General features: G+C 67.7%; 21 protein-coding genes and 1 tRNA gene. 14 read left to right on the top strand and 8 right to left on the bottom strand.

The window, feature by feature from the left end; translation table 11 throughout:
- Positions 1-27 precede the first annotated feature (27 nt).
- The 5 genes from LQ566_RS13200 to LQ566_RS13180 are packed head-to-tail and all read left to right on the top strand — an operon-like array spanning position 28 to position 5,682.
- On the top strand, positions 28-837 hold the full coding sequence (locus tag LQ566_RS13200) for an ABC transporter permease (protein ID WP_231092186.1): 810 nt from the start codon (positions 28-30) through the stop codon (positions 835-837).
- 1 nt (position 838) lies between these two features.
- Positions 839-1,627 (top strand): ABC transporter ATP-binding protein, encoded by a 789-nt coding sequence (locus tag LQ566_RS13195; RefSeq protein WP_231092185.1) that lies wholly within the window; start codon positions 839-841, stop codon positions 1,625-1,627.
- Positions 1,628-1,641: 14 nt separating this feature from the next.
- A complete protein-coding gene (locus tag LQ566_RS13190) occupies positions 1,642-2,676 on the top strand; it encodes an aliphatic sulfonate ABC transporter substrate-binding protein (RefSeq protein ID WP_231092184.1) in 1,035 nt (344 codons plus the stop codon).
- Positions 2,673-4,181, top strand: a complete 1,509-nt coding sequence (locus LQ566_RS13185; protein ID WP_231092183.1) for a sulfatase family protein — start codon at positions 2,673-2,675, stop codon at positions 4,179-4,181. The genes LQ566_RS13190 and LQ566_RS13185 overlap by 4 nt, the downstream gene beginning before the upstream one ends.
- 37 nt (positions 4,182-4,218) lie before the next feature.
- Positions 4,219-5,682: a sulfatase family protein gene (locus LQ566_RS13180; protein ID WP_231092182.1), complete on the top strand. Its 1,464-nt coding sequence runs from the start codon at positions 4,219-4,221 to the stop codon at positions 5,680-5,682.
- A 58-nt stretch (positions 5,683-5,740) separates the two neighbouring features.
- On the opposite strand, the gene LQ566_RS13175 is transcribed toward LQ566_RS13180, so the two are convergent.
- On the bottom strand, positions 5,741-7,963 hold the full coding sequence (locus LQ566_RS13175) for an NADP-dependent isocitrate dehydrogenase (RefSeq protein WP_231092181.1): 2,223 nt from the start codon (positions 7,961-7,963) through the stop codon (positions 5,741-5,743).
- Positions 7,964-8,169: 206 nt separating this feature from the next.
- Between LQ566_RS13175 and LQ566_RS13170 the strand changes: the two genes are divergently transcribed.
- Together LQ566_RS13170 and LQ566_RS13165 are read left to right on the top strand one after the other, a co-directional pair.
- Positions 8,170-8,808, top strand: coding sequence for a hypothetical protein (locus LQ566_RS13170; protein WP_231092180.1), 639 nt, complete (start codon positions 8,170-8,172; stop codon positions 8,806-8,808).
- A gap of 619 nt (positions 8,809-9,427) precedes the next feature.
- Positions 9,428-9,994: a hypothetical protein gene (locus LQ566_RS13165; protein ID WP_231092179.1), complete on the top strand. Its 567-nt coding sequence runs from the start codon at positions 9,428-9,430 to the stop codon at positions 9,992-9,994.
- A gap of 452 nt (positions 9,995-10,446) precedes the next feature.
- Here LQ566_RS13165 and LQ566_RS13160 read toward each other — a convergent pair.
- Positions 10,447-10,519, bottom strand: a tRNA-Thr gene (locus LQ566_RS13160).
- Between the two features lie 36 nt (positions 10,520-10,555).
- Entirely contained in the window at positions 10,556-11,569 is a 1,014-nt protein-coding gene (locus LQ566_RS13155; RefSeq protein ID WP_231092178.1) for a DsbA family protein, read from the bottom strand.
- A gap of 298 nt (positions 11,570-11,867) precedes the next feature.
- On the opposite strand from LQ566_RS13155, the gene LQ566_RS13150 reads away from it, so the two are divergent.
- Together LQ566_RS13150 and LQ566_RS13145 are read left to right on the top strand one after the other, a co-directional pair.
- Positions 11,868-12,974 (top strand): ABC transporter ATP-binding protein, encoded by a 1,107-nt coding sequence (locus tag LQ566_RS13150; RefSeq protein ID WP_231092177.1) that lies wholly within the window; start codon positions 11,868-11,870, stop codon positions 12,972-12,974.
- A gap of 83 nt (positions 12,975-13,057) precedes the next feature.
- Positions 13,058-14,371, top strand: coding sequence for a DUF4032 domain-containing protein (locus tag LQ566_RS13145; protein ID WP_231092176.1), 1,314 nt, complete (start codon positions 13,058-13,060; stop codon positions 14,369-14,371).
- A gap of 143 nt (positions 14,372-14,514) precedes the next feature.
- Here the strand turns inward: LQ566_RS13145 and LQ566_RS13140 are convergent, their stop codons facing one another.
- Positions 14,515-15,714 carry a citrate synthase gene (locus LQ566_RS13140; RefSeq protein ID WP_231092175.1) on the bottom strand — a complete coding sequence of 400 codons (1,200 nt, stop codon included), beginning with the start codon at positions 15,712-15,714 and terminating at the stop codon, positions 14,515-14,517.
- A gap of 74 nt (positions 15,715-15,788) precedes the next feature.
- On the opposite strand from LQ566_RS13140, the gene LQ566_RS13135 reads away from it, so the two are divergent.
- Positions 15,789-16,892 carry a citrate/2-methylcitrate synthase gene (locus tag LQ566_RS13135; protein WP_231092174.1) on the top strand — a complete coding sequence of 368 codons (1,104 nt, stop codon included), beginning with the start codon at positions 15,789-15,791 and terminating at the stop codon, positions 16,890-16,892.
- 47 nt (positions 16,893-16,939) lie between these two features.
- Here the strand turns inward: LQ566_RS13135 and LQ566_RS13130 are convergent, their stop codons facing one another.
- Both LQ566_RS13130 and LQ566_RS13125 read right to left on the bottom strand, forming a co-directional pair.
- Positions 16,940-17,578: an NAD(P)-dependent oxidoreductase gene (locus LQ566_RS13130; RefSeq protein ID WP_231092173.1), complete on the bottom strand. Its 639-nt coding sequence runs from the start codon at positions 17,576-17,578 to the stop codon at positions 16,940-16,942.
- 50 nt (positions 17,579-17,628) lie between these two features.
- Positions 17,629-18,342, bottom strand: coding sequence for a FadR/GntR family transcriptional regulator (locus tag LQ566_RS13125; protein ID WP_231092172.1), 714 nt, complete (start codon positions 18,340-18,342; stop codon positions 17,629-17,631).
- A gap of 139 nt (positions 18,343-18,481) precedes the next feature.
- Here LQ566_RS13125 and LQ566_RS13120 point away from each other — a divergent pair, with 139 nt between their 5' ends.
- From LQ566_RS13120 to LQ566_RS13105, 4 genes are read left to right on the top strand one after another with little or no spacing between them, the layout of a single operon-like run.
- Positions 18,482-19,714: an aminotransferase class V-fold PLP-dependent enzyme gene (locus tag LQ566_RS13120; RefSeq protein WP_231092171.1), complete on the top strand. Its 1,233-nt coding sequence runs from the start codon at positions 18,482-18,484 to the stop codon at positions 19,712-19,714.
- A 52-nt stretch (positions 19,715-19,766) separates the two neighbouring features.
- Complete coding sequence (locus tag LQ566_RS13115; protein ID WP_231092170.1) at positions 19,767-21,092, top strand: ABC transporter substrate-binding protein; 1,326 nt, start codon at positions 19,767-19,769, stop codon at positions 21,090-21,092.
- A gap of 3 nt (positions 21,093-21,095) precedes the next feature.
- The gene (locus tag LQ566_RS13110) at positions 21,096-22,052 is read left to right on the top strand and encodes a carbohydrate ABC transporter permease (RefSeq protein WP_231092169.1); all 957 of its coding nucleotides are present in this window, start codon (positions 21,096-21,098) and stop codon (positions 22,050-22,052) included.
- Complete coding sequence (locus LQ566_RS13105; RefSeq protein ID WP_231092168.1) at positions 22,049-22,945, top strand: carbohydrate ABC transporter permease; 897 nt, start codon at positions 22,049-22,051, stop codon at positions 22,943-22,945. Before LQ566_RS13110 ends, LQ566_RS13105 begins: the two co-directional genes overlap by 4 nt.
- 70 nt (positions 22,946-23,015) lie before the next feature.
- Here the strand turns inward: LQ566_RS13105 and rlmB are convergent, their stop codons facing one another.
- Both rlmB and cysS read right to left on the bottom strand, forming a co-directional pair.
- Positions 23,016-24,017 (bottom strand): 23S rRNA (guanosine(2251)-2'-O)-methyltransferase RlmB, encoded by a 1,002-nt coding sequence (rlmB, locus tag LQ566_RS13100; RefSeq protein WP_231092167.1) that lies wholly within the window; start codon positions 24,015-24,017, stop codon positions 23,016-23,018.
- The gene (gene cysS / locus LQ566_RS13095) at positions 24,010-25,401 is read right to left on the bottom strand and encodes a cysteine--tRNA ligase (RefSeq protein WP_231092166.1); all 1,392 of its coding nucleotides are present in this window, start codon (positions 25,399-25,401) and stop codon (positions 24,010-24,012) included. Before cysS ends, rlmB begins: the two co-directional genes overlap by 8 nt.
- Between the last annotated feature and the right edge of the window lie 16 nt (positions 25,402-25,417).

Here is a 25,417-nt window from a genome sequence, read left to right as displayed (position 1 = left end):
CGTCCCTGCCCGTACCGGAGCGCCGCGATGACCGCGCTGGAGTCGACGCGATCCATCGCCACCCGCTCCCGACGCCGCGTGCGTTCGCGCTCGATGTCGGCCCGGTCGCTGATCCTCGGTTCGGTGTCGGTGATCGGCGGCATCGCGATCTGGTGGCTACTCGCCCTCGCCGGGTTCCAGCTGCCCACGCCGCCCGAGGTGGCGGCCAAGGCCGTCGCCCTCGCGGACAACGGCGCCCTGTACAAGGACGTCGGCATGTCGCTCATGCGTGTGCTGAGCGGCTTCCTGCTCGGTTCGATCGTCGCCATCCCGGTCGGCTTCCTCATGGGCTGGTACCCCATCGCGCGCGGGCTGATGGAGCCGTGGATCCAGTTCTTCCGCACCATTCCACCGCTGGCGCTGCTGCCCCTGGTGATCGTGCTCCTCGGCATCGGTGAGGTCCCGAAGATCTTCGTCATCTTCCTCGCCTCATTCCTGGGATGCGTGATCTCCACGTTCCAGGGCGTCGTGAGCGTCGATCGCACGCTCATCAACGCGGCTCGCGTGCTGGGAGCGAAGGACGGGACCATCTTCCTGCGTGTGGTCATCCCGGCATCGGTGCCCTTCATCCTCGTCGGCATGCGGGTGGGCCTCGGCTCCGCCTGGGCCACGCTCGTGGCGGCCGAGCTCCTGGGCGCGTCCGTCGGACTCGGCTACCGCATGCAGCAGGGACAGCTGTTCTACGATCTCCCGTCGATCTTCGTCGGGATCATCATCATCGGCGTGCTCGGCCTGGTCATGGACCGTCTGCTGCTCGCCACCGAGAAGAAGCTCACCTCGTGGCAGGAGCGCCGCTGATATGACCGACAACACCCCCAAGATCAGCGTCCAGGACGTCAGCCGCGTCTATCCGTTGAAGGACAAGGACTTCATCGCTCTGGATCACGTCTCCCTGGACGTCGGCGACAACGAGTTCATCACCGTGGTCGGCCCGTCCGGCTGCGGAAAGTCCACGCTCATGAACATCCTCGCCGGGCTGGAGACGCCCTCCGGTGGTGGCGCGTTCGTCGACGGCATCCCGGTACGCGGTCCCGGACCGGACCGCGGGATGATCTTCCAGCAGTACGCACTGTTTCCCTGGCTGACGGTGCGCAAGAACGTCGAGTTCGGGCTCCGTGTCGCCAAGGTCCCGGCGGCGCAGCGCCGCGAGCGCGCCGAGCACTACATCCGTCTCGTCGGCCTGGAGCAGTTCGCCGACGCACTGCCGAAGATGCTCTCCGGCGGGATGAAGCAGCGCTGCGCCATCGCGCGCGCCTATGCCGTGAACCCGTCGCTGCTGCTGATGGACGAGCCGTTCGGCGCTCTCGACGCCCTCACTCGAGTCCGGCTGCAGGAGCAGCTGCTGGACACCTGGAGCCAGGACAAGCGCACCGTGATGTTCATCACGCACGACGTGGACGAGGCCGTCATCCTCGCCAATCGTGTGGTCGTGATGGCGGCACGTCCCGGGCGCATCCATGAGGTGATCGACGTCGATCTCCCCTACCCCCGAGACGAGTCCGTTCGTCTCAGCCCCGAGTTCGCCGAGCTGCGCAACCGCGTGTGGCGAGCCGTCTACCACCAGAACCCGACCGCCCCCGCGGTCTGATCGGAAGAGAGATCATGCGAATCACGAACAGGCTCCTCGGCGCGCTCGCGCTCGCCGCATCGGTCGCCCTCGTCGCCACCGGATGCACGGGCGGCACCGACGCCCCCGCGCCCGCCGGCGGCAGCGGATCGGCGGATGCCCCGCGCGAGACGATCGACGTCAACTTCGGCTACATCGGCGACTTCAACGGCACCAGCCTCCTCGCCGTCGCCGAGGACCAGGGCATCTGGGCTGAGCACGGACTCGCGGTGAACCCGGTGGTGTTCACCAACGGGCCGCTGCAGATCCAGGCCATGGGCACCGGCGACCTCGACTTCGGTTACATCGGTCCGGGCGCCGTCTGGTTGCCCGCCTCCGGCAAGGCCACCATGGTCATGATCAACTCGCTGGGGCAGGCCGATCGCGTGATCGCCCAGCCCGGTATCACGAAGATCGAGGATCTGAAAGGCAAGAACGTCGCGGTGCCGGAAGGGACCTCCGGCGACATGATCCTCACCCTCGCCCTGAAGGAGGCGGGGATGACCAAGGCAGACATCACCGTCATTCCCATGGACCCGGCCGCCGTGGTCACCGCCTTCGGCTCGGGGCAGGTGGATGCCGCCGGCCTCTGGTACCCGGCGATCGGAACGCTGAAGAAGCAGGTGCCGGACCTCGTCGAGCTGGCCCAGAACTCGGACTTCGAGGACCAGATGGCCTTCCCGTCGTCGTTCGTCGCCGGCCCCGACGTGATCGAGAAGAACCCCGAGATGGCGCAGCGCGTGGTTGCCGCGTTGAAGGAGGCCAACCAATGGCGCCACGAACACACGGATGAAACCATCGAGCTCGTCGCGAAGTTCCTGGCCCTCGACGTCGAGACCGTGAAGGCCGATGCAGCGAACGTGAAGCTCATGTCCACCGAAGAACTCGAGACACTGAGCACGGACGGCACCGTCGACACCTGGCTCACCGCGATGAACGGCTACTTCACCGACTCCGGAAAGCTCGACGCCACGGCGCTGGAGCCGTCGGCGTACTACGACTCCGCACTCTTCACGGGCGCGAGCAAGTGAGCACGACACCTCGCAACATGCTGTTCCTGATGACGGATCAGCACCGGGTGGACACGCTGGGTGCGTACGGCGCCCAGCGTGTCCCCACCCCGGCGCTGGATCGTCTGGCCGCTACGGGGGCCCGGTTCGACAGCTGGTACACCCCCACCGCGATCTGCACGCCCTCACGGGCGAGCCTGCTCACCGGACAGGCACCGTTCCGCCACAAGGTGCTCGCCAACCATGAGCGCAACGTCGGGTACATCGAAGACCTCCCCGATCACACGTTCACCTTCTCCGAGCAACTGCGCGGTGCGGGCTACAACGTGGGGCTGCTCGGCAAGTGGCACGCCGGCACCGAACGCCGGGCAAGCGACTACGGGTTCGAGGGCATTCCGATCGACGGCTGGCACAACGATGTCGAGCATCCCGACTACCTCGCCTATCTCGCTGAGGAGAGCCTGCCGCCCTACCGCATCACCGACCGCATCCGCGGGGTGCTACCCAACGGGGGGCCGGGAAACCTCCTCGCGGCCCGCCTGCAGCAGCCGCTGGAGGCCACGTTCGAGCACTATCTCGCCACGCGTGCCATTCAGATGATCGAGCGGTACGCGGAGGAGTTCCGCACCGGAGAACGGCCCTTCTTCCTCGCCCTGCACTTCTTCGGTCCTCATCTGCCGTACATCGTGCCGGACGAGTACTTCGACCTGGTCGATCCCGAGACCGTCGAGCTGCCGGTGTCGGCCACGGAGAACTTCCACGGCAAGCCGCCCGTGCAGCAGAACTACTCAGCGCACTGGGGCTTCGACACCATGAGCGAGGCGGAGTCGCGCAAGCTGATCGCCGTCTACCACGGCTATGTCGCCATGATCGATCACGAGATCGGCCGCGTGATCGCGGCTCTGGAACGGCTCGGGCTGGCCGAGGAGACCTCCGTGTTCTTCACCTGCGATCACGGTGAGTTCACCGGGGCGCATCGCCTCCACGACAAGGGCCCGGCGATGTATGAGGACATCTATCGCACTCCCGGGATCATCCGTGTTCCCGGCTCTCCCGAGGGGGTGGTCCGCGACGAGTTCGTGAGCCTGACCGACTGCACCGCGACGATTCTGGACCTTGCGGGACTGGACACCTCCGCGGCCGTCGACTCACGGTCGCTGCTGCCGCTCGTGGCGGGTGAGGAGGTTGCGTGGCAGGAGGACATCGTGTGCGAGTTCCACGGACATCACTTCCCGTATCCGCAGCGCATGCTGCGCACCCGTCGTTACAAGCTGGTGGTCAACCCGGATTCGATCAACGAGCTCTACGATCTCGAGCGCGATCCGCACGAGTTGCAGAACGTGTACGAGCTGGCGGAGAACGAGGAGCTGCGCACCCGCCTGCTGACCCGCCTCTACCGGCTGCTGCGCGAGCGCGGCGACAACTTCTACCACTGGATGACCGCGATGTACGAGGTGGGCGGCTTGGACTACGACCCCAGCCAGTCAGTGCTCGACAACGAGACCTATCAGCCGAGCGCGCTGTGATCCGGCGCATCTCCCAGGTCGGAAAGGACGACAACGCATGACCGAGACCACGACACCACCGCGCCGCCCGAACATCGTGATGATCCTCACGGACGACCACGCGGCGCACGCGATCGGCGCCTACGGGTCCGTGGTGAACGCCACCCCCCGCATCGACGAGATCGCCCACGCCGGTGTGGTCTTCACCAACTGCTTCGTGACCAACGCGCTGTGCTCGCCGAGTCGTGCCTCGATCCTCACGGGCACCTACAGTCACGTGAACGGGGTGACCACCCTCGTCACCCCGCTCGACGCGTCGCAGCCCACGTTCGTATCGCAGCTGAAGGCGGCCGGATACCGCACGGCGATCGTCGGGAAGTGGCACATGGGCCACGGCGACGGACACGACCCGCAGGCCTTCGACTACTGGGACGTGCTCGTGGGCTCGGAGGGACAGGGCGAGTACTGGAATCCGCTGTTCCTCTCTGCACACGGCGAGCGGGTCGAGGAGGGCTACGCCACCCGCATCATCACACGCCTCGCCACGCAGTGGGTGGACTCCCTCGGGACGGACCCGGAGGACGCGAATGCGCCCTGGTGCGTACTGATCTATCACAAGGCACCGCACCGGCCGTGGGAGCCCGATGACGTGCATCAGGACGACTACTCGGACCCGATTCCGCTGCCGGTCACCTGGGACGACGACTACGCCACGCGTTCGGCCTCGGCCCGACGGGCCGCGATGCGAGTGGCCGACCACCTCACGCTGACAGACCTCAAGCAGACGCCGCCGGAAGGGCTCAGCTACGAGGAGGAAGCACTGTGGAAGTACCAGCGCTACATGGAGGACTACCTGCGCTGCGTCGCCAGCGTCGACGACGGCGTGGGTGAGGTCATCGACTGGCTGCGCGCGCGGGGCGACTTCGAGGACACACTGCTGATGTACGCCTCCGATCAGGGCTTCTTCCTCGGCGACCACGGCTGGTTCGACAAGCGATTCATGTACGAGGAATCGCTGCGCATGCCGCTGGTGATGAGCTACCCGCGTGCGATCGCCGCCGGCCAGGCGCATGACGGGATCGTCACCAACGTGGACTTCGCCCAGTCGATCCTCGCCTTCGCCGGGGTGGCGCCGCACGAGCGGATGCAGGGACGCAGTTTCGCCGGAGACATCTCCCCCGCCCACCCGGACAGCCCGGAGAGCCCGGGCATGTACTACCGGTACTGGGAGAACGACGATCACAACCACAAGGCTCCCGCGCACTACGGCTACCGGGACGCGCGGTACAAGCTGATCTTCTTCTACAACGACGGATTCGGCCTGCCGGGCACGAGCGGCGCCCAGTACCCGACGGACTGGGAGCTCTACGATCTGGAGACCGATCCGACCGAGCAGCGCAACGTCTACAACGATCCCGCGTACGCAGAGATCCGCGAGCGCCTGAAGGTCGACATGTGGCACGCTCAGGCGGCGGTGGGCGACGCACCGCACCCGTCACAGCCGGTGCCGGACGGTCTCTGAGACAGACGAGAGGAGGGGCCCTGCGCATCGCGCAGGGCCCCTCCTCTCGTCTGGTTGATCAGCCGCGCAGGCCGTCGATGATCGCGTTCAGCGTGGCCGAGGGGCGCATGACGGCGAAGACCTTCGCCTCATCGGGGTGGTAGTAGCCGCCCAGGTCCACCGGCGAGCCCTGCACGCCGTTGAGCTCCGAGACAATGACGTCCTCGTTGGCCACGAGCGCGGACGCGACCGGCGCGAAGGCCGCAGCCAGTTCGGCATCCTCAGACTGTGCCGCGAGGGCCTCGGCCCAGTAGCGCACCAGGTAGTAGTGGCTGCCGCGGTTGTCCAGCTCGCCGGCCGAGCGCGACGGCGACTTGTCCTCGTCGAGGAACCGGCCGGTGGCCTCGTCCAGCGTGACGCCGAGGATCTTCGCCTTCGGGTTGTCGTTCTGCTTCGCGTTCTTCTCGAAGGAGACCGCGAGCGCGAGGAACTCGCCGAGGGAGTCCCAGCGCAGGTGGTTCTCCTCCTGGACCTGCTGGACGTGCTTCGGCGCGGAGCCGCCCGCACCGGTCTCGAACAGGCCACCGCCGGCGAGCAGCGGGACCACGGAGAGCATCTTGGCCGAGGTGCCGAGCTCGAGGATCGGGAACAGGTCGGTGTTGTAGTCGCGCAGCACGTTTCCGGTGACCGAGATGGTGTTCTCGCCGCGGCGGATGCGCTCGATCGAGTACTTCGTGGCCTCGACCGGGGACATGATCTCGATGGTGAGACCGTCGGTGTCGAGGTCGGCGAGGTAGGTCTTCACCTTCGCGATGAGCTGAGCGTCGTGGGCGCGGTTCTCGTCGAGCCAGAACACGGCCGGAGTCTGCGAGTCGCGGGCGCGCTCGACGGCCAGCTCCACCCAGTTGCGCACCGGGATGTCCTTGGTCTGGCAGGCACGCCAGATGTCACCGGCGCCGACGACGTGCTCGATCAGGACGTCGCCCGCGGCGTTGACGACCTGGACACGTCCGGCGGCCGGCAGCTGGAAGGTCTTGTCGTGGGAGCCGTACTCCTCCGCCTTCTGTGCCATGAGACCGACGTTGGGGACGTCACCCATGGTGGCCGGGTCGTACGCGCCGTTGCGGCGGCAGTCGTCGATCACGGCCTGGTAGACACCGGCGTAGGAGGCGTCCGGGATGACCGCGAGGGTGTCCTGACGCTCGCCCGCGCGGTTCCACATCTTGCCCGAGTCGCGGATCATCGCCGGCATCGAGGCGTCGACGATCACGTCGCTGGGCACGTGGAGGTTGGTGATGCCCTTGGCGGAGTCGACCATCGCGAGGGCGGGACCGTCCTGCAGGCCCTTCTCGATGAGAGCGCGCACGCCGTCGGCCACATCGGCCGGCAGGGCGTCGAGGCCACCGATGATGGCGGCGAGGCCGTTGTTCTCGGAGAGACCCGCGGCGGCGAGCTGGTCACCGTACGTGTCGAACAGCTCGGAGAAGTAGGCGCGCACCACGCGACCGAAGATGATCGGGTCCGAGACCTTCATCATCGTGGCCTTGAGGTGGGCGGAGAACAGGACGCCCTCCTCCTTCGCGCGAGCGACCTGGGCGGCCAGGAACGCGTCCAGTGCGGACAGGCTCATGACAGTGCCGTCGACGACCTCGCCAGCGAGCACCGCCAGACCGCTCTTGAGCACGGAGACGGAGCCGTCCTCGGCCACGAAACGAATCTCGAGGGTGTCGTCGGCCGGGAGGGTGACCGACTTCTCGTTGCTGAAGAAGTCGCCCTCGCCCATGGTGGCCACGTTGGTCTTGGAGTCGCTGCTCCACGCGCCCATGCGGTGCGGGTGCTTCTGTGCGTAGCTCTTCACCGACAGCGGTGCGCGGCGATCCGAGTTGCCCTCACGGAGCACGGGGTTCACGGCGGAGCCCTTGATGCGGTCGTAACGCGCCTGGATGTCCTTGTCGGCATCGCTCTCGGCGGCATCGGGGTAGTCGGGGAGGTTGTAGCCCTGGGCCTGCAGCTCGGCGATGGCCGCCTTCAGCTGCGGCACGGAGGCGGAGATGTTGGGGAGCTTGACGATGTTCGCGTCGGCGGTCTTGGCGAGCTCGCCGAGTTCGGCCAGCGCATCGCCGATCTGCTGCTCCTGCGTCAGGAACTCCGGGAACGCTGCGATGATGCGGCCCGAGAGCGAGATGTCGCGCGTCTCCACGTCGATGCCCGCCTGGGAGGCGAACGCCTCGACCATCGGCAGGAACGAGTGGGTCGCCAGCATCGGCGCCTCATCGGTGTGGGTGTAGATGATTTTTGCCATGAACAGGCGTCTCCCTCAGCGGTACGGCAGCGGTCAGGTGGGCAGAACCCACCGTCTCGATTCTATGCCAGCGGGTCGACCCCGCCCCGCGGCGGCGGAATCGGGCGCCTCCCCGTCCTCTGATGCCGCCGTGTCCGTGGCGGCGGGTACTCTCGTCCGGGAGCCCGGCACGCCGCCGCGCGGCGTACGAGCATCAGGAGAACGTGATGGCGGACACGGAGGACGCGGCCTGCTTCGTCACCATCGCCTCGTGCGATCTCGCCGACGCCGAGCCGGTGGGCCCCGCCTTCCTGCACACGTGGACCCTGGCCGCTCCCCCGTCGTCGGGCCTGCGCGTGTTCGTGCAGACTCCGCAGGGACTGATGCCGGGGGTGGTCGTCACTGTCGAGGAAGGTCCTGCGGACCCGTCCCCGACTCCTCCGCCCGTCGCGCGGCTGGCGATGCTGTCCGAGATCGACGACGCCATGCACTGGCGCGAGCACTTCGGCCGGGAGGAGGCGATCCGCCGGGCTGCCGCTGAAGCAGACCGGCTCGCCCGCGCCGAGGCGTTCGATCGCGAGTCCCGCCGGCGGGTCGCGTTCGCCGCAGACCCGGACTACGTCTGGTTGTGCACGCTCGCGCGGACGGCCGGTATCGGCCTGCATCCGACGGATCCGCGCAGCGACGAGACGGTGATCTCGCCTCCCACGTCGGGATCGGCGGGGTACGTCGTCGCTGGACGGCACGCGCGCACCTGGTGGCGCGCCATGAAGCTCGCCGAGGCCTACCACTGGCCCGCGGCGGACATCATCCGGCTCCGGGAGATCGCCGATCACTGGTTCCTCCTGCGGGACCGGCCGCTGTGAGCGGTCACATCGTGACGGCGGTGGATCTCAGCGTCGTTGCACTCGAACGGCTGGAAGACACACCTCGCGCGACCGCCGTGAGGGGAGCGCCGGTGCGCTGAGGGCGATCTCCCCCGGACGGGGATGCTGAGCGAAGGTCAACAGGCAGAGAATCTCGATATGAGCGAGAGCATCTTCAGACCGGGGCCCCCAGTCCTCACTCCGCGCGGACGGGGTCCGTCGTGGACGTGCGAGCAACCCCTTCGGGCAGGTTCGTGTTCGGAGTAGAGGACGCGGACGGCGCGGTGGACTACTTCACGGAGAGAGGCCTCCGTCTCGCGGACGGAGGCTGAGCCCGCAGCGCTCAGATGGCCTCGACCCCGTGCTCCGGTGTGATGATGCTTGGCCCCTCGGTGTGATCGACGACGATCTCGCTGTCCGGTGCATTTGCACCAGCACTTGCAGGATCGTCCTCCCGCCGTCTGGGCTCGTGATCCCATCTGCGACCCGGTCCTGAATCTCACCGGCATACTTTCATTGCAGCGCAGCAGTCGCGCGCATGGACTTACACCCACGTCCGAACATGTCGGCTCTCCGCCGCGTCCATGCTGCGTTCACCCCTGCCGGTAGGATTCGGCACATGAAGCGCTATCCTCTTGGCTTACGCTCGTGGGTATTCTGGGTGCTCGCTGGGTTTGTTGGTGTGGCCATCAGCCAAATCCCGGTGGTCGGGATTCCAATTGCGCTTGTCGGCCTAGCGGCGGTGGGCTTCTGGTATGGGGTGACGGTGAAGCCTGAGCGTGATCGCCGGTTCGCGGACTATGCCCCGGTTCCGGTGACCGGTGAGGAGCGCATGATGTTCGACCGCCTCGAGGTTGTGGGCGAGTCGCACTACATCACAGCGATCTCACGCGCGGTCGCTCTTAGCGGCCGCGAGCTCGACGCGGTTCTGGCATGGGAGCCACGCAACCCGCACTCGAACGGGGGCACGGCGATCCGCGTAGACCTGCTCGTCGGCGGCGACCGGATCACCTGCGGGCATATCCCATCCGGGATCTCGAGTGACGTTCTACCGTTCGTCCGTGATGCCGCTGGAAGAGGCAAGCTGCCAGTCATTGAGGCGACAGTGTTTGGTGGGACCGCAACGAAGCAGAACTACGGTGTATTGCTCGGCACCGGACCGCGGAAGCCAGCCCGGGGCCGCTAACCTCTCGGTCGCGGCCGTAGCCGCGGATCTATGAAGGGCGGTGCGTGCCGCGCCGTAATGGCCGGCCGCACGTTGTTCCACGGCGAGCGTCGGCGAGAGAGTTGGCTAATACGGGCAACAGTACCCGCCAACGGAATGGTCGTCGCCAACCTCCGCGAGCGCATAGTGGAAAACTGAAGCACATTCGGCCGGAGAACGAACCCGCGCCACCGCGACAGCAGCTGACGGCCCACCCGCAGGTAACGCCCTGAACTCACAATCCTGACGCACACCGGGCGTGCCACGACATGCACACAGATTTGTCGCGCTTACATCCAGTTCGTGCACGTTGCGCCAGTGGAAGCGGCGCTTCTCGAATCTCCGTTCGTTCGAAAAGGCGAGTAGATAGCGAGAAACGCCCCATGGCTCGGAAACCATGGGGCGTTCTTCTTGCCCTGATCGGGCTTTTCTTGAGCCGACTACGGGACTTGAACCCGTAACCGCCCGATTACAAGTCGGGTGCGCTACCAATTGCGCCAAGTCGGCGGATGCGACAAGCCTACTGGCTCGTCGGGACCGGTGTCATCCGGCGGGGGTCTGCTCCGCCGCCGGGGTCTCCTCGGTGGCCGGGGTGGCCTCCGGTGCCGGAGTCGGCTCCGATGCCGGTGCCTCGGCGCTCGCCGTGGCGGAGGGTGACGGGCTCGCGGTCTCGAAGTACGCCTTCGACTCCGCCGCCATCACGGCCTGCAGGAGTTCGGCCGGCTGATCCAGCGAACCGACGTAGGGAACGCCGTTGATGAGCACCAGGGGCAGCTCACCGATCGTGGCCTTGGTGCCCGGCAGCGGACCTTCCACCGCGCGCTCGGTCACCGTCTTCACCCACGGCTGGTATGTGGCATTGGTGATGCAGGTGCGCAGGCCGTCCTGGTTCGGGATCCCCAGCGCGATGGCGAGGTCAGCGAGGTCGTCGTCCGTGGGTCCGTCCGCGTCGATGCCCGGCTGCTTGAGCATGAGCTCGTAGCTGTAGGCGAAGAAGAGATCCGGGGCGTAGCTGGCCACGCAGGCTGCGGCTCCTGCGGCGCGCAGCGAGTACTTGGTGCCGTTGGACTTGTGGGCGAGCGTCGCGAGGGGGTGGTAGCTGAGCGTGATCGCACCGTCGCTGACCAGCTGCGCCAGCTGGCGCGCATTGGCCGTCTGGAAGGTAGCGGCCTTCGCGTCGAGGAAGTCCGAGTAGACGACCACGGACACCGGTGCTGCGGTGGGTGCCGATGTGGCGGTTGCCGAGGCGGAGGGGGCCGAGGTGGGAGTCAGCGTTCCGTTGCCTGCGGAGGACGGAAGATTGACCGCGGAAGCACCGATCTGAACACCGTCGTCGACGACGTTCGCGGGAACCGGAGCGGGCTTGGTGGCGGCGCTGCTCACGACGAGGGTGACGGCAACGATGATCGCAGCGACGACAGCGAGGGCGAGAACGGCCAGGACGGACACGCGCACCACGCGCCACCGCTTCTGGGCAGCCTGCACGCGCTGGGCCTTGGCACGCACGGCCTGCCGCTGCTCGGTGCTCTCCAGTTCGCTGTGATCGTCGTTCGTCATCAAGTCTCCGCCTCCTCGCCCGGCCAGGATCCGGGTGGCACAACCAAACGATGGTACCCATCCACACTGAGAAATGCCCAGACGGGGTCGGCCTGCACGCGAGCGAACAGACGGGTAAACAGCTGGTGACCAGGGCGTGAGCGATGGATGACGACGGGGCCGCGACCGATTTCGTGCGATATCACGATGCGCATGCCATACTGAACGCGACCCGACGACGGGTCACGGCGGCTCACCCCCGTCGCTCATTCACAACGGATCGTCCGGCACGTACCTGCCGGTGAAGGAGAAGAAAACGATGGCGTCTGTAACTTTCGACCAGGCCACTCGTCTGTACCCGGGGGGCACTCGTCCCGCCGTCGACAAGCTCAACCTCGAAGTCGGTGACGGCGAGTTCCTCGTCCTCGTCGGCCCGTCGGGTTGTGGTAAGTCCACCTCGCTGCGAATGCTCGCCGGCCTCGAAGAGGTCAACGCCGGCCGCATCCTCATCGGCGACCGCGACGTCACCGACGTCCCGCCGAAGGACCGCGACATCGCGATGGTGTTCCAGAACTACGCCCTGTACCCGCACATGACCGTGGCCGAGAACATGGGCTTCGCCCTGAAGATCGCCGGCGTCAGCAAGGACGAGCGCGCCAAGCGCGTCGAGGAGGCCGCCAAGCTCCTCGACCTCACCGACTACCTGAACCGCAAGCCGAAGGCCCTCTCGGGTGGTCAGCGTCAGCGTGTGGCCATGGGTCGCGCCATCGTGCGTCAGCCCCAGGTGTTCCTCATGGACGAGCCGCTGTCGAACCTCGACGCCAAGCTCCGTGTCCAGACCCGTACGCAGATCGCGTCGCTCCAGCGCCGCCTGGGCGTCACCACCGTCTACGTCACGCACGACCAGACCGAGGCTCTGACCATGGGTGACCGCATCGCGGTCCTCAAGGACGGCCTCCTGCAGCAGGTCGGCACCCCGCGCGACCTGTACGAGCGTCCCTCGAACGAGTTCGTCGCCGGCTTCATCGGCTCGCCGGCCATGAACCTCTTCACCAGCGACATCACCGACGGTGGCATCGTCTGGGGCGACGAGATCGTTCCGGTCGAGCGCGAGGTCCTGGCCAAGGCCAACGGCAAGCAGGTCCGCGTGGGCATCCGCCCCGAGGACCTCGTCCTCGGCTCCGCGACCGACAAGGGCCTCAAGGTCCAGGTCGACCTCGTCGAGGAGCTCGGTGCCGACGGTTACCTCTACGGTCGCGCGAACGCCAACGGCGCCGCTGAGCACGACATCGTCGCTCGCGTCGACGGCCGCAAGCACCCGTTCGCCGGTGACACCGTCACGCTGGCCGCCGTTCCGGGCCACGTGCACGTGTTCGACGCCGAGACCGGCGAGCGCCTCACCGAGAAGGCCATCGCTTCGGCCTGATAATCGAAGAACCGCGACGATGCGGCGCGGTGGAGAGATCCACCGCGCCGCATTGGCGTTTCACCACCGGCGAAAGGGAGCCTGTGTCCGAAGCCCTCACCATCACGGCCAGCACGGTCGATCCCGGCCTGCTGGAACTTCCCTGGTCCACCCCTCTCGCCACCTGGCCGAGCTCCGCGATCGTCTCGCTGCCCAAGGGCCTGTCCCGCCACCTGGTGCGCTTCGCGAACCTGTCCGGCCGCGTGGTCGCAGTCAAGGAGACCACCGAGGCGATGGCTCGCCGCGAGTACGAGATGCTCGGCAACCTGCACCGGCTCGCCGTTCCCTGCGTCGAGCGCGTCGCGGTGATCGCCGGACGTACCGACGACGACGGCAACCCGCTCCCGGCCGCGCTGGTCACCGCGCACCTGCGATTCTCCATGCCGTACCGCGCGCTGTTCACGCAGGTCCTGCGCCCCGATACCGCCGGGCGCCTCGTGGACGCCCTGGCGGTTCTGCTCGTCCGCCTTCACAACATCGGATTCTTCTGGGGCGACGTCTCCCTCTCCAACACACTGTTCCGTCGCGACGCCGGCGCGTTCGCCGCTTATCTCGTGGACGCCGAGACCGGCGAGCTCCATGAGGGTGGCCTGACCGAGGGTCAGCGCAACCACGACCTGGACGTCGCCCGCACCAACATCGCCGGTGAGATCATGGACCTCGCCGCCGGCGGACGACTGGAGCACGGGGTGGACGCCGTCGGCATCGCCGACCGGATCGTGTCGTCCTACCGCTCCTTGTGGGATGCGCTGACGGTCGAGGAGTCCTTCGGCGCCAACGAGACCTGGCGGCTCACCGAACGCGTGCAGCGGCTGAACGCGCTGGGGTTCGACATCGACGAGATGTCCATCCAGACGGCGGCGGACGGCACCCGCGTCGTCATCCAGCCCAAGGTCGTCGACGCCGGCCATCACCAGCGTCGCCTCATCCGCCTCACGGGGCTGGACGTCGAGGAGAACCAGGCGCGCCGGCTGCTGAACGACCTGGACGAGTTCCGCGTCCGCGTCAGTCGTGTCGGCGTTGATGAGGAGATGGCGGCACACGAGTGGCTCACGCGGGTGTTCGAGCCCGTCGTCAAGGCCATCCCCTACGACCTGCGCGCCAAGCTCGAACCCGCCGAGGTCTACCACCAGGTGCTGGAGCACCGGTGGTACATGTCCCAGGCGCGGGGTCAGGCGGTCCCGCTGGCTGAGGTGCTCTCCAGCTACATCAAGGACGTGCTACGCCACCGTCGCGATGAGGCCACGATCATGGGTCCGCCGACGGAGACGCTGGCGATGCCGGTGATCACGTCGTCCGGGTCCGTCGTGGACGACGAGGATGAGGACGAGGGCGTCGACTGGCGGGATCTGGTCTGACCCGGTCGGTCTCACTTTCGGCGCCGTTCGGCCGCCGGTTCTCCCACCGCTGAGACCAGCCCACGCCGTGGTCTCAGCTTCTGCACTCAGAGGCGTGCGAACGTGCAGCAACGCAGACCACCGGATCCGCAAAGCGGGACGTCTCAGGGCCCGACGTAGCGCCCCTGCGGCCGCAGTCGCATCGGCGCGCGACCGTATTCGTCAGCGATGTGCGCGATCCACCCGACCACGCGCCCGATGCCGAACAGCGCCACACCGGCATCGTCGCGCAGCTCCCCGGCCAGCACGAGGGCCGCGAGTGCCAGATCGATGTTGGGGTGCAGACCGGCTCGCTCATGCACTGCGGCGCGCAGGCGCGCGACCGCGGCGAACACGCTCCCGTCGCGATCCAGCACGGCGATGTCCGCGAGCAGCGCGAGAGCGCGCGGGTCGGGTCCCCGGTAAATGCGGTGCCCGAATCCGGGCACGCCGGCGCGGGTGTCCCCGATCCGCAGTGCTCTCGACACCGGCTCCCCCGCATGGATGCGGCGCAGGAGCACCACCGCGTCGCGACTCACCGTGCCGTGCATCGGCGAATCGAAGACCGCGAGGGCGGCGAGGACGCCGGCATAGGCGGATCCACGCGCGCTGGCGGAGACGCGAGCCGCGAGCGTGGAGACCGCGAGATCATGGTCGACGGCGAGCGACAGCGCGCGATCCAGCACCCCGGCGAGCGCGGGATGCTGGCCGGGGCCGGTGCGCAGTGCATCGGCGAGGATCGTCGCGACGGACGCGTCCGGAGCCGCCGTCACTGCCTTCCCGAAGATGCGCGGCAGCAGACCGAGCAGGCGCTGTCCCGCTCGGATTGCGGCCTCCACCGTGGGCGCGGTGTCCGCAGCCGCCGCCTCCGCGCCCAGCGCCAGCACGGCCGCCTGCATCCGGGCGAGCGACGCATCATGAGCAAGTGCTGCGATGCTCGAGCGGAGTGCGCCGAGCATATGGAGGTCCACGGCGAATCCGGCCCCGTCCTCGGGCAGTCCCCAGAGCCATCGCGCGACCTGCTCGAAGGAGCGCTCCTTCGACAGGGCGATCGCGTCGCGACCGCGGAAGTAGAGATTTCCGTCCTCGATCAGCGCGATGTCGGTGTCCAGCACCATCAGCGGCGACCCGGGGACCACACCGACGGGATCCGCCCGCCGGCGTGAGCGTGCGAACCGCTCCACCTCCAGGGCATCGAAGCGGGAGCCGTGCGCCGTGCGCACCCGGCTCAGCAGTCCGCGTGAGACGTACGCGTACAGGCTCGCCGGCTTCACCCCGAGCCGTGCGGCCGCCTCCGCGGTGGTGAGCTGAGGAAGGTCGTCCATGTTGATCGAATCAATAGTGGCCCCAGCACGTCGCGGAGACAAGCTGAAGCGAGAACACCAGCGGAGGAGAGATCATGCGCATCGATCGAATGAACGACACCCTCATCGACGTGCCGCGCGGCCTGGCCAATGTCGCCGTGACCGACACGTCCATCAGCCGTGTGGACGGCAACGCCGGGCGCTACCAGTACCGCCAGCACGATGCCACCGCGCTCGCGCGAACCGTGTCCTTCGAGGACGCGTGGTTCCACCTGGTCCATGGGCAATTGCCCGACGCGGCACAGCGCATCGAGTGGAGCGCCGAGCTCCTGGCCGCGCAGGAGCACCCCTCGCTCGCCAAGGTTCTGGCTGCGCTCCCGCCCGTCGATGCGGCGTCGCGGCTGACGGCAGCGTGGCCGCTGGCCGCATCCGCCCGGGGATTCCGCGCGCTCTACGATCTGCCAGGTGAGGAGCGGGTCCACCAGACCGTCGCACTAGCGGCCATCACTCCCGTGGTGATCGCGGGGGCCGCGAACGATGAACGCGGATTCGTCGCCCGCTATCTGCGTGCCGTTTCCGGTGTCGTGCCCTCGGATGCGCAGGTGTCCGCGCTGTCCGCGTACCTGGTGGCGGCGATGGACCACGGATTCAACGCCTCCACGTTCACGGCGCGCGTCATCGCGTCCACCGGAGCGGGCGCCGCCGCATGCCTCGCCGGTGCCATCGGCTCCCTCACCGGGCCGCTGCACGGCGGTGCACCGGCGCGCGCCCTCGAGGCGCTCGACGAGATCGGGGGCGAGGATGACGCCCGCACCGAGCGCCTGCTGCGGGAGAAGGTCGCCGCCGGTGAGCGGCTGATGGGGTTCGGACATCCCGTGTACCGCACCGTCGACCCGCGCTCCGAGCTGCTCAAGGAGGTCGCTCTCAGCCTCGGCGGATCACGCGTGGAGCAGGCCCGGCGATTCGAGGCCATCGCGGAGCGGGTGCTGGCTGATCTGAAGCCCGGACGTGCACTGCACATCAACCTCGAGTTCTACGCAGCGGTCGTGATGGAGGCCTGCGGGGTGCCGCGGGCGATGTTCACGCCCACCTTCGCGGTGGCACGTGCCGCCGGCTGGAGCGCGCACATCCTCGAGCAGGCCGAGGATTCGAAGATCATCCGGCCGTCGGCGCGCTACATCGGCCCCGAGCTGGCGTGATCACGCCGAAGGGCCGCTCCGACGCGGAGCGGCCCTTCGTTGTCGGCTCAGTAGCCGACGGTGAAACGCTGGGCGATGTGCTTGCGGTTCTCGATCTCGTCGACGAACGCGATGGCGAAGTCCTCGCCGCCGATGTTCGACTCGCCGTTCTCGTCCACGACGATGACGTCTCCGCCGATGCGGTACGAGCCCGTGCGCTCCCCGGGCGCCCAGGAGCCGTAGCCGCCGGCCGGGTGCACATAGAACCACTCGTTGGCGTCGCCACGCTCGCGCAGGTCATCCAGGACGCCGCCGATCTCGGTGGCCTCGGGAAGCACCTCGGGCGGGAAGCCCTCGTCCATCACGCGCGCCCCGCCCGGTGCCACCAGCGAGGATCCGGCACCGCCGACCACGCCGACGCGCACCGATGGCGCAAGCAACTCGATGGTCTCGCGAATGCCCGACCGGGTCTTGCCCTCCATGCCACCGCGGGGAGAGACCGCGAAGACCACGACGTCAACGTCGCCGATGGCGTCAACGAGAGCCTGCGGCTGCTCGATGCTGCCGATCTCGTAGGAGACTCCCTCGAGCGGCTCGGCAGGAAGCGAGCGCGAGAACGAGGTGACCTGGTGACCGCGTGCTGCGGCCTCTGCGGCGATGTGGCTGCCGGAGTAACCGGTGCCACCGATGACGGCGATGCGTGCCATGGGGAATCCTTTCGTCGATCCGAGGACTCCAACGCGGCCTCGCTGCCGAATCATTCCCCGTTCGGCATATCCTCAGAATTCGCACGGGCAGGGGGACGCAGCTGTCGCAGCCAGTGCTCCGTCTGCGCCGCATGGGCGACGGCCGCCGCCGCAGCGGCCGGTGCATCGCGGCGCGCGATGGCATCGAGGATGGCGCGATGCCCTTCGTTGGAGAGTCGCTTGATCTCCGATGCCGATGCGCTCTCGAAGATCCGATAGGAGCGTGACCGCGAGCGCAGCACGCCGAGCATCGCTTCGACGGCCGGAACTCCGGCGATTTCCGCGATGCGCATGTGGAAGCTGTGATCCAGCACGGAATGCACGTCGTCGTCATCGGTTCCCTCGAGCTGGTCGAGATAGCCGGCGAGTTCCTCGATGTCGGCCGGGGCGTGGCGCGCAGCAGCGAGCGAAGCGGCATGAGCGTCCAGCACCTTGCGCAGCTCGTACAGCTCGATGACCGACTCCAGCGGGAGCAGCCCCACGGTCAGCGTCATGCTGCTGATGACGTCCGCAGCCGTCAGTGACCCCACGTAGGTGCCGGAACCGTGGCGGGTCTCCACCACTCCGAAGGCCGCCAGCATCCGCGTCGCCTCCCGAATCGACCCGCGTGCGACGCCGAGCCGGTCGCTCAGCTCCCCCTCGGAGGGAAGCCTGTCTCCCGGCCGCAGCGTGCCATCGGCGATCATCACCCGCAGGCCGCGAAGCGCGGTGTCGACGGCGCCCATCCGCCACCTCCCTCTCCTCTGTGACCCTATCGTCACACGGATTTAACAGAAGTCATCGGACAAATCTTCAGGTTTGGGCTATGTTTTCACGCATACCCGTTGCTCAACGTCGATGTTGTCCGATGACAGAAAGGCCGGCATGCCCCCTCTCCCCGACCGTCCCGTCCCCGTGACGCTACGCTCCGGCATCGCCGCACGCGACGCCTGGCCCCTGGATCCCCAGGTCGTCCACCTCAACCACGGCTCCTTCGGCGCCGTCCCGAGCGAGGTCATGGCCATCCAGGACGCGCTGCGCCGCCGCGGCGACCGAAACCCCGTGGACTGGTTCCCCCGGGTGCCGGAGCTGGTCGGACGGGCGCGGCAGCGGATCGCCGGGTTCGTGGGCGCGGACCCCGGCGACACGGCCTTCGTCACCAACGCCTCCGCCGGGGCGACCGTCGTCTTCAACAGCCTGCGCCTGGAACCGGGAGAAGAGATCCTGGTCACCGACCACGGCTACGGCGCCATCACCATGGGGGCCCGGCGACTGGCCCATCGGTGGGGCGCACGCATCGTCACCGTCGCCCTCCCGCTTGCAGCGTCAGAGGACGAGATCCTCGGCCGTTTCCGGGAGGCGATCACGGCGCGCACCCGTCTGATCGTGGTGGATCAGATCACCTCGCCTACCGCGCGGTTCCTCCCTACCCGGGCGATCACCGACCTCGCGCACCAGCAGGGCGTCCGCGTGCTGGTCGATGGGGCGCACGCACCGGGGCTCGTGCCCGATGCTGCGACCGTCGGCGGTGGAGACTGGTGGTTCGGCAATCTTCACAAGTGGCCCTGCGCGCCGCGCGGATCGGCGCTGCTGGTCACCCGCGCCGCCGACCGCGAGGACCTCTGGCCCCTCATCGACTCGTGGGGCGGCGATGATCCGTGGCCGCTGCGCTTCGACTCGCAGGGCACTGCGGACGCCACCGCGTGGATCGCCGCCCCCGACGCGGTGGACATGATCGAGCGCGAGTACGGCTGGGAGCGCACACGAGCCACCATGTCCGAGCTCGCCGACTACGGGGCCGCCGTGATCGGCGAGGCGATGAGCGAGCATGTCTCCGGTCCCGCCACGCCCGACGTCGGCATGCCCGTCGCATCGATGCGCCTGGTGCGCCTGCCCGACGGGCTCGGACGGCGCCGCGAGGACGCCGACGATCTGCGCATGCGGATGATCGACGAGGTCGGCGTCGAGACCGCGTTCACGAGCTTCGAGGGCATCGGGTACCTGCGCCTGTCCGCACACCTCTACACCCTGGCCGACGACTTCCACGCGTTCATCGAGCGCTGCATCCCGGCCATCCTCGACCTCGCCGCCGAACGGCGCGCCGAAGCGCTCGCGTGAGCGCGCACCGAACTCCCCCTCACAACCACAGCACCACACGAAAGGAAGCACCATGAAGCGCACACGCATGGCAGCCGTCATCTCGGGAGGCATCGTCGCCGCCCTTGCCCTGACGTCATGTTCAGGTGGCTCCGGCGACACGTCGGGCTCCGGAGAGAGCGGAGGCGACGTCACCCTGCAGATGGTCGAGAGCCTGACCAATCCGGCGCGCACCGAGCTGATCCGCGGACTGCTCGACGAGTTCGAAGCCGCCAACCCGGGCGTGAAGGTCGATCTCGTCTCCCCGCCCACCGAGCAGGCCGACCAGAAGATCCAGCAGATGCTGCAGGCGGGCAACGGCATCGACGTCCTCGAGGTCCGGGACATCACGGTGGGTCCGTTCACCAACAACAAGTGGATCTACGACATGACCAGCGATCTCCAGGGCTGGGACGGATGGGACGCGCTGACCGACAACGCCAAGAGCGCCGCGGTCACCGACGGCAAGACCTGGTTCCTGCCCTATGGCTTCTACGGTCTGTCGCTCTTCTACCGCACCGACCTGGTCCAGGACGCCGGCTTCGACGCCGCCCCGCACAGCTGGGAGGACCTGCTGGCCCAGGCCGAGAAGATCCAGGATCCCAGCAAGAACCAGTACGGCTACGCCTTCCGCGGTGGCACGAACGCCAACAGCAACGCGGTCGCGGTCATCGAGGCGTACACCGCGGATCAGCTCGATGACAAGAACGCGTTCCTCCTGAAGAGCGGCAAGACCATCTTCTCCGCCCCCGAGGCACAGGATGCCATGGACCTGTACCTCGAGCTGTTCAAGAAGGGCTCGCCGCCGTCCGCCGTGTCCTGGGGCTACCCCGAGATGGTCGAAGGCTTCACCAACGGCTCCACGGCGTTCCTGCTGCAGGACCCCGAAGTGATCGCCACGGTGCAAGCATCGACCACCCTGAAGGCCGACCAGTGGTCCACCGCTCCGCTGCTCGTGGGTCCGACCGGCAAGGCGGCACAGCCGCTGGCCACCGCCGGCTGGGGCGTGTCCGAGTCGAGCAAGCACAAGGCCGAAGCGGTGAAGCTCGTGGAGTTTCTGGCCTCGGGCGACGCCGCCGTCACCTTCGCTCAGAAGAACAGCCTGGTACCGATCATCGCTGCAGCCTCCGACGACCCCTTCTACAAGGAGGGGCCGTGGGCCAGCTACGTGACGATGACCCAGGACCCCGAGACGTACGTCAACGTCATCCAGCCGCGTGGCGTGTCCTGGTGGACCGACTGGATCCAGCGCGCGGACAAGGACATCCAGAACGTGCTCCTCGGCTCGATGACCACCTCCGACATGCTGGCGGGCTGGGACACCTACTGGACCGAGAAGCTCGCATCGGAGAAGGGCTGATCCGTGACCTCGGACTCGCTCACCCGTGAGGGCCGCACCGCATCCCGCGGTGCGGCCCCCCGGGGCACCTCCCGCCGTCGTACCTTCGGGGCCAAGACGGCGCTGTCGTTGTTCCTGTTCATGGTTCCGGCCATCGTGTTCGTCGTCTGGTTCACCTACCTGCCGATGCTGCAGGGCGCACAGATGGCGTTTCGCGACTGGAACACCTGGGACCTGACCTCGACCCCGTGGGTGGGTCTGCAGAACTTCGTCACGGTGTTCCAGGACCCCGCGTTCCCGATCGTGGCCGGCAACACCGTCATGTGGGTGGTCGGATCGATCATCCCGCAACTGGTGATCGGGTTCATCCTCGCTCTGTGGCTGCGCAAGAAGTTCCGCTTCCGCGGCGTCTACCAGGCACTCGTGTTCTACCCGTGGGCCGTGTCGGGCTTTCTCATCGGCCTGCTGTTTCGCTGGATGTTCAACGCCGAGTTCGGCGTGTTCAACGACCTGCTGATGAAGGCGGGGGTCATCTCCCAGCCCGTCCCCTGGCTGGCCGATCCGAGCCTGGCGATGACCTCGGTGATCGTTGCCAACATCTGGTACGGCGTCACGTTCTTCGCGATCATGATCCTCGCCGCGCTGCAGTCCGTGCCGGATGAGCTGCTCGAGGCCGCCAGCCTCGATGGGGCGGGCAAGGCTCGCCAGCTGTTCTCGGTGATCATCCCCTACATCTCCACCACGCTGCTGCTGACGGTGCTGCTGCGGGTGATCTGGATCTTCAACTTCCCCGACATCATCTACGCGATGACCGGCGGCGGACCGGCCAACCGCACCGACATCATCACCACGTGGATGATCAAGTACACGCAGCTGGGCAACTACGGCCTCTCCAGCGCCATCGGACTGCTGGTGATGGCCTTCCTGCTGGTGTTCTGCGCTTTCTACCTGATGGCGATGGGAAGGGTGAACAAGCGATGACCGACACCACGCGAACCATCGTCACCGGCACGAAGTCGGTCCCGGTCACCCGCCCGGCGGGGCGAGGGAAGATCACCGTGGGCGGCGTCATCAAGGTGGTGGGTCTGGCCCTCTGGCTGATCATCACGCTGTTCCCGCTGTACTGGATCCTGGTGACGTCGTTCAAGTCCCCGGGATCGATCAGCCGCTTCCCCCTGGAGTACTGGCCCACAGAGCCCACCACCGAGAACTACGTCGGGCTGTTCGAGAAGTCGGACTTCGGCGTCTTCCTCGGCAACTCGGCCCTGGTGGCCGTGGTGGCGGGGCTCGGAGCCACGGTGATCGCCCTGCTCAGCGCATATGTGCTGGCGCGGTTCCAGTTCCGTGGCCGCGGCGCCGTGATGCTGGCGTTCCTCGTCACCCAGATGATCCCCGCGTTCATCGCGCTCGGACCGCTGTACTCGATGATGTCCGGCCTCGGCCTCGTGGACAACAAGTTCGGACTGCTCCTGGTGTACGTGGCCATGTGCGTCCCGTTCTCCACGATCATGCTGCGCGGCTTCTTCGAGAACGTCCCGGACGCGCTGGAGGAAGCAGCCATGGTGGACGGGTGCTCCCGCCTCGGCGCGCTGTTCCGGGTGCTGGTTCCGGTGATGATGCCCGGCATCATCGCCGCCTTCATCTTCAACTTCGTCAACTGCTGGAACGAGCTGTTCCTGTCTGTGATCCTCATCAACTCGGACGCGAACAAGACGATTCCCGCAGCGCTGAACGGCTTCATCTCCACGTTCAACATCGACTGGGGCCCGATGGCCGCAGCCGCCGTGCTGACGGTCCTCCCCACCATGGTGCTGTTCGCCCTCGCGAGCCGGTGGATCGTCGCCGGTCTCACCTCCGGCGCCGTCAAGGAGTGAGTCGCCCCGAGAAACGCGTGATGCCCGGTCCGCACGGACCGGGCATCACGCGTTTCTCAGGGGCGGAAGATCATTGCGCGGCCTGACGCATCGTGGCCACCTGGTAGAGCGCCACCGAGGTGGCGATACCGGCGTTGAGCGACTCGGTGGCCGCAGAGATCGGGATGGAGACGATCTGATCGCAGTGCTCGGTGACCAGGCGCGACAGCCCCTTGCCCTCCGAGCCCACCACGATCACCACGGGCCGATCGGCCAGCTCCAGCTGCGGAAGCTCCACGTCGCCGCCGCCGTCCAGGCCCAGGATGAACACACCCTGCTTCTTGAACTCCTTGAGGGTGTTCGTGAGGTTCGGCGCGATGGCGACCGGGATGCGCGCGGCCGCACCGGCGGATGTCTTCCAGGCGGCCGAGTTGACGCTCGCGGAGCGACGCTGCGGCAGGATGACGCCCTGGCCCCCGAACGCCGCAGTGGAGCGGATGATCGCGCCGAGGTTGCGGGGGTCGGTGATGCCGTCGAGCGCGACGAACAGCGGCGTCTCGTTGCGGTTGAGCACATCCTCCAGCACATCCTGCGGGTGCTGGTACTCGTACGGCGGTACCTTCAGGGCGACGCCCTGGTGCACGCCGTCGAAGCCGGCCATGCGATCCAGCTCCTGGCGGGTGACCTCCATCACGGGGATGTCGCGGTGGCGGGCGATGGCCAGCATCTCCTTGACGCGATCGTCCATCTCCACGCGCTGGGCGATGTAGAACGCCGTGGCCGGGATCTTCGTACGCATCGCCTCGAGCACCGAGTTGCGACCGGTGACGGTCTCGGTGTCATCGGTCGACTTCGCGCGCGATCCGCGGTTGATGTTGCTCTGCGGCTTCTGCCCCGGCTTGCCCTTGCCGCCCGCGGCGGCGTAGCGCTCGGCGGCCGCCTTGCGCTTGCCGGCGGGGTGCCAGGCGCGGTCCTCCGCCTTGGGGGTGGGGCCGCGTCCTTCCAGCGCCTTGCGGCCGAGGCCACCGGTGCCCTTGGTGGCACCCTTCTTGCTCCCGGCACGACGTGCGCCGGGGCGTCCTGGCTTAGTCATTGATACTCCAGTGTGTTCCGTCCGCCGTATCCTCCAGCGTGATGCCGGCTGCGGCGAGTGCGTCTCGGATGCGGTCTGCCGCACCCCAGTCCTTGTCAGCGCGCGCCTGCGCACGCTGCGAGATCAGTGAATCCATGAGGGAGCCGAGCGCGACCTGCTCCGCACCCCCGGCTGCGGGCAGATCGATGTCGAGGCCCAGCACCTGCATCATCAGCCGCACGTTCTCCGCGGCGAACGCCGCTGCGGCACCGTCTGCGGCGTCGATCGCCGTGTTGCCCGTGCGCACCGTCTCATGGATGACGGCGAGCGCCTGGGGCACGTTGAGATCGTCGTCCATCGCGGCGGTGAATTCGGCGGGCAGCTCGTCGATCGTCGCGGCGGCCACGGTCTCGGGGAAGGTGCGCTGCGCCCGCCGGAAGAAGCCGGTGATGCGTCCCAGCGCCGCCTCCGCCTCGTCGTACGACGATGCAGTGAGATCGAGGGTCGAGCGGTAGTGCGCGGCGGCGAGGGCGTAACGCACGACCTGCGGATCGTGCTCGGCGAGGACGTCTTCGGCGAGCGTGAAGTTGCCGAGGGACTTCGACATCTTCTGGCCGCCGACCGTCACCAGACCGTTGTGCACCCAGTACCTCGCGAAGGGGTCGCCCGCCGCGGTCGATTGTGCGAGCTCGTTCTCGTGGTGCGGGAAGCGCAGGTCCAGGCCACCGCCGTGGATGTCGAACTCGGCGCCGAGGTAGCGCCGCGACATGGCGGAGCACTCGATGTGCCACCCGGGACGCCCGGCGCCCCACGGGGAATCCCAGATCGCGGAGGCCGGCTCACCCTCCTTGGCGCCCTTCCAGAGCGCGAAGTCGTGCGGGTCGCGCTTGCCGCGGGGGTCGGCATCAGCCGCATCCTCCATGGCGTCGACGGACTGGTGGGTCAGCTCGCCGTAGCTCGGCCACGACCGCACGTCGAAGTAGACGTCTCCGGCGGCGGCGTATGCGTGACCGGCGTCGATGAGTCGCTGGATGAGCTCCTGCATCTGCGGGATCGAAGCGGTGGCCCGGGGCTCGTACGTGGGGGTGAGGATTCCCACGGCCTCGTAGGCCGCGGTGAACTCGCGCTCCATGCGATAGGCCAGCGCCCACCATTCCTCGGTGTCCGTGGCGTTGGTGAGGACCTTGTCGTCGATATCAGTGACGTTGCGCACGAAGGTGACCCGGCCGTAGCGGTACTCCAGCCAGCGGCGCAGCAGATCGAAGCCCAGAGCGGCGCGGACGTGCCCGATGTGGGGGCCGGACTGCACGGTGGGACCACAGACGTACATCGTCACGTTCGTCGGATCGAGCGGGACGAATTCGCGCAGCGTCTGGGTGCGCGTGTCGTGGAGGTGCAGAGTCACCCCTCCAGCCTACCGG

It is taken from the genome of Microbacterium nymphoidis (assembly GCF_021044885.1).
GTDB classification, from domain to species: domain Bacteria; phylum Actinomycetota; class Actinomycetes; order Actinomycetales; family Microbacteriaceae; genus Microbacterium; species Microbacterium nymphoidis.
This window is presented reverse-complemented; position numbering and strand designations above follow the sequence as displayed.

What these genes read in the sequence shown, in the direction of transcription:
- LQ566_RS13200 (WP_231092186.1), top strand. Translation starts at nt 28, where the DNA reads ATGACCGCGCTGGAGTCGACGCGATCCATCGCCACCCGCTCCCGACGC.
- LQ566_RS13195 (WP_231092185.1), top strand. Translation starts at nt 839, where the DNA reads ATGACCGACAACACCCCCAAGATCAGCGTCCAGGACGTCAGCCGCGTC.
- LQ566_RS13190 (WP_231092184.1), top strand. Translation starts at nt 1,642, where the DNA reads ATGCGAATCACGAACAGGCTCCTCGGCGCGCTCGCGCTCGCCGCATCG.
- LQ566_RS13180 (WP_231092182.1), top strand. Translation starts at nt 4,219, where the DNA reads ATGACCGAGACCACGACACCACCGCGCCGCCCGAACATCGTGATGATC.
- LQ566_RS13175 (WP_231092181.1), bottom strand. Translation starts at nt 7,963, where the DNA reads ATGGCAAAAATCATCTACACCCACACCGATGAGGCGCCGATGCTGGCG.
- LQ566_RS13170 (WP_231092180.1), top strand. Translation starts at nt 8,170, where the DNA reads ATGGCGGACACGGAGGACGCGGCCTGCTTCGTCACCATCGCCTCGTGC.
- LQ566_RS13165 (WP_231092179.1), top strand. Translation starts at nt 9,428, where the DNA reads ATGAAGCGCTATCCTCTTGGCTTACGCTCGTGGGTATTCTGGGTGCTC.
- LQ566_RS13155 (WP_231092178.1), bottom strand. Translation starts at nt 11,569, where the DNA reads ATGACGAACGACGATCACAGCGAACTGGAGAGCACCGAGCAGCGGCAG.
- LQ566_RS13150 (WP_231092177.1), top strand. Translation starts at nt 11,868, where the DNA reads ATGGCGTCTGTAACTTTCGACCAGGCCACTCGTCTGTACCCGGGGGGC.
- LQ566_RS13140 (WP_231092175.1), bottom strand. Translation starts at nt 15,714, where the DNA reads ATGGACGACCTTCCTCAGCTCACCACCGCGGAGGCGGCCGCACGGCTC.
- LQ566_RS13135 (WP_231092174.1), top strand. Translation starts at nt 15,789, where the DNA reads ATGCGCATCGATCGAATGAACGACACCCTCATCGACGTGCCGCGCGGC.
- LQ566_RS13130 (WP_231092173.1), bottom strand. Translation starts at nt 17,578, where the DNA reads ATGGCACGCATCGCCGTCATCGGTGGCACCGGTTACTCCGGCAGCCAC.
- LQ566_RS13125 (WP_231092172.1), bottom strand. Translation starts at nt 18,342, where the DNA reads ATGGGCGCCGTCGACACCGCGCTTCGCGGCCTGCGGGTGATGATCGCC.
- LQ566_RS13120 (WP_231092171.1), top strand. Translation starts at nt 18,482, where the DNA reads ATGCCCCCTCTCCCCGACCGTCCCGTCCCCGTGACGCTACGCTCCGGC.
- LQ566_RS13115 (WP_231092170.1), top strand. Translation starts at nt 19,767, where the DNA reads ATGAAGCGCACACGCATGGCAGCCGTCATCTCGGGAGGCATCGTCGCC.
- LQ566_RS13105 (WP_231092168.1), top strand. Translation starts at nt 22,049, where the DNA reads ATGACCGACACCACGCGAACCATCGTCACCGGCACGAAGTCGGTCCCG.
- rlmB (WP_231092167.1), bottom strand. Translation starts at nt 24,017, where the DNA reads ATGACTAAGCCAGGACGCCCCGGCGCACGTCGTGCCGGGAGCAAGAAG.